The organism is Mesorhizobium sp. M2A.F.Ca.ET.037.01.1.1 (assembly GCF_003998075.1).
Lineage (GTDB): Bacteria > Pseudomonadota > Alphaproteobacteria > Rhizobiales > Rhizobiaceae > Mesorhizobium.
Map to the genome: position 1 here is coordinate 1 of NZ_RZSA01000287.1, position 6779 is coordinate 6779.

A 6779-nucleotide genomic window follows, 5' to 3' on the forward strand; every position below is an offset into this window, starting at 1 on the left:
CTACCAACCGATGCTCTCCAACTGGCAGAATTACGGCGCCTGGCAGGAAGCCGGCGGCAAGGACGCGCTGGAGCGGGCGACCGAGCTCTGGCAGCAGGCCTTGCACGATTACGAGGAGCCGGTGATGGACGCCGCGATCCGCGAGGAGCTCGACGCCTATGTCGCGCATCGCCGCGAGGAGATCGCGGCTAATCCGGAAGCTTAGGAAATTTATGCAATGCCTTATGATCTTGTCATCCGCCACGCGACGCTGATCGCCGGCGACGGCTCGAAACCCTTCGGGGCCGACATTGCCGTCACTGGCGACAGGATCACGGCGGTCGGTCGGCTGGACGATGCGCAGGGCGTCGAGGAGATCGACGCGAAGGGCAAGGTGGTCGCGCCAGGCTTCATCGACGTGCACACCCATGACGACGGCGCGCTGCTAGCCCCGCGCGGCATGGACCCGAAGATCAGCCAGGGCGTCACCACGGTGATTGCCGGCAATTGCGGTGTCAGCCTGGCGCCGCTGCTGCTCGACAAGACCCCACCGCCGCCCTTCACGCTGGTCGGCGGCCGCGAGAATTTCCGCTTCGACCGTTTTGCCGACTATGTCGCCGAGCTGAAGCGCCGCGGCATCGCCACCAACGCCGCCCTGCTTGTCGGTCACACCACCTTGCGCCAGCGTTGCATGCCGGTGACCGATCGTCCGGCCACCGAAGCCGAAACGGCGGCGATGCAGGAAGCGGTTGCCGAAGCGATGGCCGAAGGCGCGTTCGGCCTCAGCACCGGCCTCGACTATCCACCGGCCGTCAACTCCTCGACCGACGAGGTCAAGGCTCTGGCCGCCACGGCGGCAGGCCTGGGTGGTCCCTATGTCACCCACACGCGCAACTATTTCGAGACGATGGACGGAGCCATCGAGGAAGCGATCGACATTGCCGATCACGCCGGCGGCAAGCTCTTCATCTCGCACCACCAGTGCACCGGCCGCGCCAATTTCGGCAAGAGCCGGCCCTCGCTGGAGCGCATCGACCGGGCGCGCGAGGCGATGGATATCGGCATGGACGTCTATCCCTATGCCGCGAGTTCCACGGTGCTGCGCCTGGAGCGCTGCGACACCGGGCTGAAGATCCTCATCACCTGGTCCGACCCGCATCCGGAGATGGCGAGGCGCGAGATCGCCGACATCGCGCGCGAATGGAACTGCACCGAGCGCGAGGCCGGCGAGCGTCTGCTGCCGGCCGGCGCCGTCTATTTCCAGCTGGACGAGGACGATGTGCGCAACATCATCGCGCATCCGCGCACCATGATCGGCTCGGACGGCCTGCCGCACGACATCCATCCGCATCCGCGCCTGTGGGGCACATTTCCGCGCGTGCTCGGGCACTACGCGCGTGATGTCGGCCTGTTCAGCCTGGAGGAGGCCGTATTCCGCATGACCGGGCTGCCCGCGAAGGAATTCGGCATCGCGCAACGCGGCCTGCTGGCCGAAGGCAACTTCGCCGATCTCGTCGTCTTCGATCCCGAGACGATCATCGACACCGCCACCTTCGAGGAACCGCGCCGGCCCGCCGCCGGTATCGAGCATGTCTTTGTGAACGGCGTATCGGTGTGGCGAAAAGGGAGAGCCACTGGAGCGCTGCCTGGCGCGGTTCTCAAGCCTTCGGCCTCAAAGCCGATCGTCAGAGGCGCATGCAACTGCGGCGCCGATCACAGCGCCTCGTAAATTCCATCGACCGTTTCCAGCGTGTAGGCAAATTCCACCGGCCGCGTGCAGCGCCAGCCGTCGAAGGGGTGGTCGGCCAGCGCCTTCAGCGCCTCGGGATGGCGAAGAATGCCGCCGCCATAAAGCCGGTTCGCCATGTCGAGCATGCCGGTGCGGTGCATGGCCTCCGTCATGCTGCCGCAGGCGTCCTTGACCAGCCAGACGCGAAACCCCTCGTAAACCGCGTCGAAGACGCTCGCGGTCACGCAGCTGTCGGTGAGCACGCCGGTGACGATCAGGGTCTCGATGCCAAGGGCGGCGAGCCGCTGCGAAAGATCGGTCCGCCGAAAGGCGCTTGGCCAATGCTTGTGGATGACGATGTCGCCGGGCAGCGCTGCCACCTCGGCGCAGATTTCGGCGCCGTTGCTGCCCGCCACCGCGGAGCGGAATTCCTCGGTCAGGATCTCTTCCTGCCGCGCATAGCCGTCGCGTTCCTCCGGCTTCACCCAGGCCTGCGCATGGATGACGGGCACGCCCGCCGCACGGGCGGCTCCGATCAGCGCGGCGGTGTTGGCGAGCACCGCGTCATAGCCGACGACCGGCCAAGCCGCGCCGGGGCGGTATTCGTTCTGCAGGTCGATGACGAGCAAGGCGGTCTTGGCGAGGTTCATGGCTGATCCAAGGGATTGTCGAAGTCTGTGACGAAGCGGAAGAGCAGACGGATCGCCTCATCGAGGTCGGCGATCTCCATCGCTTCATGCGGGTTGTGGCTGCCGTTCTCGTTGCGCACGAAGACCATGGCGGTTGGAATACCGGCGCCGGCAAAAGTCGCCGCGTCGTGTCCCGCCCCGCTCGGCACATGCGGTGCCCGCATCTGCAATTCGGTAGCGGCGCGATCCAGCTTGGCGGCCAAATCTGCCGACATCGTCGCCGGCTCCCAAGTGAAACGCTGCCCGAGTTCGAACGCTACGCCCCGCCTGGCGCTAACTTCAGCCAGAATAGTCCGAAGCCGCGCCTCGACACGTTCGAGAACCGTCGCTTCGGCGCTGCGCACATCCAGCGTGAAGCCGAGCTCGCCCAGAACCCGGCTGCCGCCATGCTGTGTCGGATCGGATTGCACACGGCCGAAGGTGATTGTCGCCTCATGGTCTTCGCGCTCCAGCGCATCCCATTCGATCTCAAGCGCGGCGACCAGATCGGCAAAGCCAAGCACGGCGTCATGCCGGGCGAAGCGCGGCTCGGCGCCGGAATGGGCATAGGCGCCAAGGCATTTGGCGTCGACATAGCGGAACCCGCCGGCAATCCCGGTGACGATGCCGACCGGCGCGCCAGCGGCGACAAGCCGCGGTCCCTGCTCGATGTGCACCTCGACGAAGGCCGCGATCCGCGCGGCATAGATCCCCGGAACCCCGCGCCGCACCGCATCGGGGTCGAACCCTTCCTCTCGCATGTGTTCGGCCAGCGTGCGGCCGCTGTCGGATCGTTTTGCTTCAAGCGCCTCCGGATCGAGCAAGCCAAGAGCCGCCTGGCTGCCCGGATAGGACAGCGGAAACCAGACGGCTTCCTCGGCGCGCGTGGCCAGCACGATGAGATCGCGCGGCAATTGGACGGCTTTCGCGACCAACTCGGCCATCACCGCCAAGCCCGCCACAACGCCGGCGGCGCCGTCGAAATTGCCGCCATGCGCCACACTGTCGAGATGCGAACCGACGACCAAAGCCGGCAGGTCCGGATCGCGGCCACTGAGCGTCAAATAGAGATTGCCGGCGGCATCGGTGCGCGCAACCGCGCCGAGCTTCTGCGCCTCCTCACGCACGAGGTTGTGGGCGAAGCGCTCGCCGGGTCCGTAGGCGATGCGCGTGATGCCCGGCGCATCGGTCGTGGCTTCAGCGAGTGTCTCCAGGATGCGCCCGGCCAGGTGACCTCCGGCCGTCAGGATGGCGCTGTTCATGAAGCAACCTTGCTGGCTTCGGGCGTGACATTGCGCAGACGGTGCGGTGTGAGATCGTCCAGCGACACGCCTTGCCTCGCGACATCGTCCGGCAGGCCGCCGCCGGCGATCAGGCTGGCGCAGACGCGCGACAGCGCCGGCGAGGTCTTGATACCGTAGCCGCCCTGCCCGACCAGCCAGACGAAATCCGGAAACTCGTCGTCAGGCCCGACCACCGGGGAGCCGTCGGCGACGAAGGTCCGCAAGCCTGCCCAGGAACGCGACACACGCTGCACCTCGATCGTCGTTGCCCGTTCGAGGCGCTCGGCGCCGATCGCCACATCGATGTCTTCGGCAAAGGCGTCCATCGGCTCCGACGGCGTGGCATCGGCCGGCGACACGAACAGCTGTCCGGCATCCGGCTTGAAATAGAACTCCGCGCCGACATCGTTGACCAGCGGCCAGTCGGCAATGTCGACACCTGAAGGTGCGGGGATGTTGAAAGCGGTGCGGCGCTTCGGCTGCAAGCCGACCGGGCGGACGCCCGCCATCGCCGCGATCTCGTCACCCCAGGCGCCGGCCGCATTGACGATCAGCGGCGCAAGGAATGCGCCCGCTTCCGTTTCGACCCGCCATTGTCCGCCTTGCCGACCGATGCCTTTGACCCCGGCCTTGGTGACGATACGCGCGCCCCGCGCCCGCGCGCCGCGCAGAAAACCCTGGTGCAAGCCGTTGACGTCAATATCCATCGAATGCGGTTCGATGTAAGCGCCGGCAAGATAATCCCGGCGCAGCACCGGAACGTGCGCGATCGCCTCATCCGGCCTCATCGCAACGATCGAGGGCACCAGCGCCTGCGCGGCCGCCAGATCCTCGCGCAACAGGTCGAGCTGGTCGGCGCGTGCCACTGTGATCATGCCGCGCTTGCTGAGCAGCGGATAATCGCAGAAGCCGGCAGGCGGCTCGGTGAGAAACGCCCGGCTGGCGAGCACGATGCGGCGGATGACGCCGTTGCCGTAATTCTCGGTGAAGCTAGCCGCCGAACGCCCCGTGGTGTGGTAACCGCAATGGCTCTCCCGCTCGAACAGCACGACCTTCCTGTCGCGCGAAATCTCGTACGCGGCGCCGGCCCCGGTCATGCCGCCGCCGATGATGATGACTTCGGTCTGCTCGCTCATCGATCCCCCCTAAACTGTTGCGCGCGCCACGGCAGGCGGCTCGCCCAGACGGCCGCGTCGGGCGCGATCGCGGGCGCCCCGCCCCTCGGCCAGATTCTCGGCAGGCGAATTCTGCGCGGCGCAATCCCGCAATGCGAGGTCGCTGACAAAAGGCACCGGCTTGCCGGCGATTGCCATGCCCTTCAGCCGCGCCCAGACGGCGCGCCGCTTGCGCACCTGATGCGACTGCAATTCGCTGATCTCGGCAATGTTGCTCTCGCGCTTGATCTCCAGCGCGCCAGCCTCGACGGCCGCGTCGAACAGCTCCAGCCCGCGCTTTGTCCGAACTATGATGCCGTTGAGCGGTTCATCCTCGACGGCTGGTCCGCCGTTCAGCCAGGCATCCGACACCGCGATATCCGCCACCTGGCCGATCGCATCGGGACAGATCTTGCAGCGCGGCTGGATCATCCATTTGTCCTCGTCTTCCCAGAGCTGCCGGTAGCTGATCTCGAAAGCGTGGCCGTCCTTGGTTTCGATGCGGTTCGGGCCGGGATTGCCATGACCCCGGTAGCGGAATAGGGCCAGCTCGTCCTCGCCGAGGCCAAAACGCTGCAGCACCTGTTCCGACTTGGTGAGGTCCGAGGCGCCGCCGCAGACGAAGGCGAGCGCATAGCGCATGTGCTCGTCAACGCGCGGATCGAGCCGCGCCAGGTTGCGCACGGCGGTGATGTCGCAAGGCTTGGCGATCAGCGCGAACGGCTCGCCGCGATCGAGGATGTCGTTGAAATCCACCAGCGTGGCCGCCGGCCCGTAGCGCGAGCCGGCGCCGTCGAGCACCGAAGCGCCGTCGAAGCTCAGCTTGCGTTCCGTGCGCATCGGCATGGAGCGCGACGCCGCGACATGCAGCACGAATTTTACGCGTCCCGAGCTGAGCAGGAATTGGCCAAGCGCCGTCAGTGTCCCACCGCCGGAGCCAATAAACCGGACCGTGGGATCGCCGGCGGAACCGAGCACGAGCCGCTCGACCGGTCCCCAGACCGTGTCCGTCAACGTGGCGTCATTCATCTGCGCGGGTGGCGGACCGGCGATGCGTGTTCCTGGGCAAACCGCGTTGATCTTCGCCAATGTCGGCTTGTCCAATGCCTTTCGTGCCACCGGCCGCTCGCGCCCTTCCGGTGTCATCACCATCTCGATGTCGCGCCCGGCCATCGACCGGCAGAGGCCGCAGCCGATGCAAAGACCGTTCTCGACGATCTCGCCAAGCGACAGTGGGTCGGCCGCGAGCGGTGCCTGGCTGCAACTGGTCTTGATCAGGCCCATCGCTGTCTCAGACCGGATCCGCGATGCGTTTGTACTGGTCGGGGCGGCGATAGAGCGCGAAGTTGAAGTTCACTTTGCGACACGTCTCGATGAGGTCGAGATCGGCGCGGTGAACGATGACTTCGTCGTCGAGCGACATCGCCTGCGCGGCAATCTCGCCGGTCGGCGCGATGATGCAGGAGCCGCCGATCAGTGCCTGGCCGTCTTCCAGCCCGGCCTTGGCGGCGGCGCCGATCCAGAGCGTGTTCTGATAGGCGCCGGCCTGCATCGGCAGGTGATTGTGGAACATGCGTAGATGTGCCAGCGCCGGCGCCTCGTCGAGCAGGAGCGGCGTGTTGTAGCCGAGCAGTGCCACCTCGGCGCCGTTGAGGCACAGCATGCGATAGGTCTCCGGCCAGCGGCGATCGTTGCAAATGGCGAGGCCGACGCGAACACCGCGAAAGTCATAGACCGGGAAGCCGAGATTGCCGGGTTCAAAGTAACGCCGTTCGAGATGCGTGGTCGTGCCCGCTTCCGGCTCGCTCGACCCCGGCACGTGCATCTTGCGATAGCGGCCGATGAAGGCGCCGTCCGGCCCGACAAGATCCATGGTGTTGAAATGGCGCGTGCGGTCCTCTTCCTGCGTCAGCTCGCAATAACCCAGCGCGAAACCGACCTTCAGGCGCGCGGCGGCATCGTAGAG

7 protein-coding genes are annotated in these 6779 nt (G+C 66.4%); 2 read left to right on the forward strand and 5 right to left on the reverse strand.

The window, feature by feature from the left end; translation table 11 throughout:
• Positions 1–205: trimethylamine methyltransferase family protein (locus EOA27_RS16025; RefSeq protein WP_189562039.1), on the forward strand; the 205-nt coding region annotated here is incomplete at its 5' end.
• Between the two features lie 12 nt (positions 206–217).
• Complete coding sequence (locus EOA27_RS16030) at positions 218–1708, forward strand: D-aminoacylase (protein WP_126082263.1); 1491 nt, start codon at positions 218–220, stop codon at positions 1706–1708.
• Here the strand turns inward: EOA27_RS16030 and EOA27_RS16035 are convergent.
• The 5 genes from EOA27_RS16035 to EOA27_RS16055 form a co-directional block, all read right to left on the reverse strand.
• Positions 1693–2358 carry an isochorismatase family cysteine hydrolase gene (locus EOA27_RS16035; RefSeq protein WP_126082262.1) on the reverse strand — a complete coding sequence of 222 codons (666 nt, stop codon included), beginning with the start codon at positions 2356–2358 and terminating at the stop codon, positions 1693–1695. The genes EOA27_RS16030 and EOA27_RS16035 overlap by 16 nt on opposite strands.
• Complete coding sequence (locus tag EOA27_RS16040; RefSeq protein WP_126082261.1) at positions 2355–3638, reverse strand: Zn-dependent hydrolase; 1284 nt, start codon at positions 3636–3638, stop codon at positions 2355–2357. Before EOA27_RS16040 ends, EOA27_RS16035 begins: the two co-directional genes overlap by 4 nt.
• Positions 3635–4795, reverse strand: a complete 1161-nt coding sequence (locus EOA27_RS16045; protein ID WP_126082260.1) for an FAD-binding oxidoreductase — start codon at positions 4793–4795, stop codon at positions 3635–3637. Before EOA27_RS16045 ends, EOA27_RS16040 begins: the two co-directional genes overlap by 4 nt.
• A 9-nt stretch (positions 4796–4804) precedes the next feature.
• Positions 4805–6097 carry a Coenzyme F420 hydrogenase/dehydrogenase, beta subunit C-terminal domain gene (locus tag EOA27_RS16050; protein ID WP_126082259.1) on the reverse strand — a complete coding sequence of 431 codons (1293 nt, stop codon included), beginning with the start codon at positions 6095–6097 and terminating at the stop codon, positions 4805–4807.
• Positions 6098–6104: 7 nt separating this feature from the next.
• Positions 6105–6779: nitrilase-related carbon-nitrogen hydrolase (locus EOA27_RS16055; RefSeq protein ID WP_127256675.1), on the reverse strand; the 675-nt coding region annotated here is incomplete at its 5' end.

Excerpts from the sequence above, each read along its gene's own strand:
- EOA27_RS16030 (WP_126082263.1), top strand. The coding sequence starts at position 218 with ATGCCTTATGATCTTGTCATCCGCCACGCGACGCTGATCGCCGGCGAC.
- EOA27_RS16035 (WP_126082262.1), bottom strand. The coding sequence starts at position 2,358 with ATGAACCTCGCCAAGACCGCCTTGCTCGTCATCGACCTGCAGAACGAA.
- EOA27_RS16040 (WP_126082261.1), bottom strand. The coding sequence starts at position 3,638 with ATGAACAGCGCCATCCTGACGGCCGGAGGTCACCTGGCCGGGCGCATC.
- EOA27_RS16045 (WP_126082260.1), bottom strand. The coding sequence starts at position 4,795 with ATGAGCGAGCAGACCGAAGTCATCATCATCGGCGGCGGCATGACCGGG.
- EOA27_RS16050 (WP_126082259.1), bottom strand. The coding sequence starts at position 6,097 with ATGGGCCTGATCAAGACCAGTTGCAGCCAGGCACCGCTCGCGGCCGAC.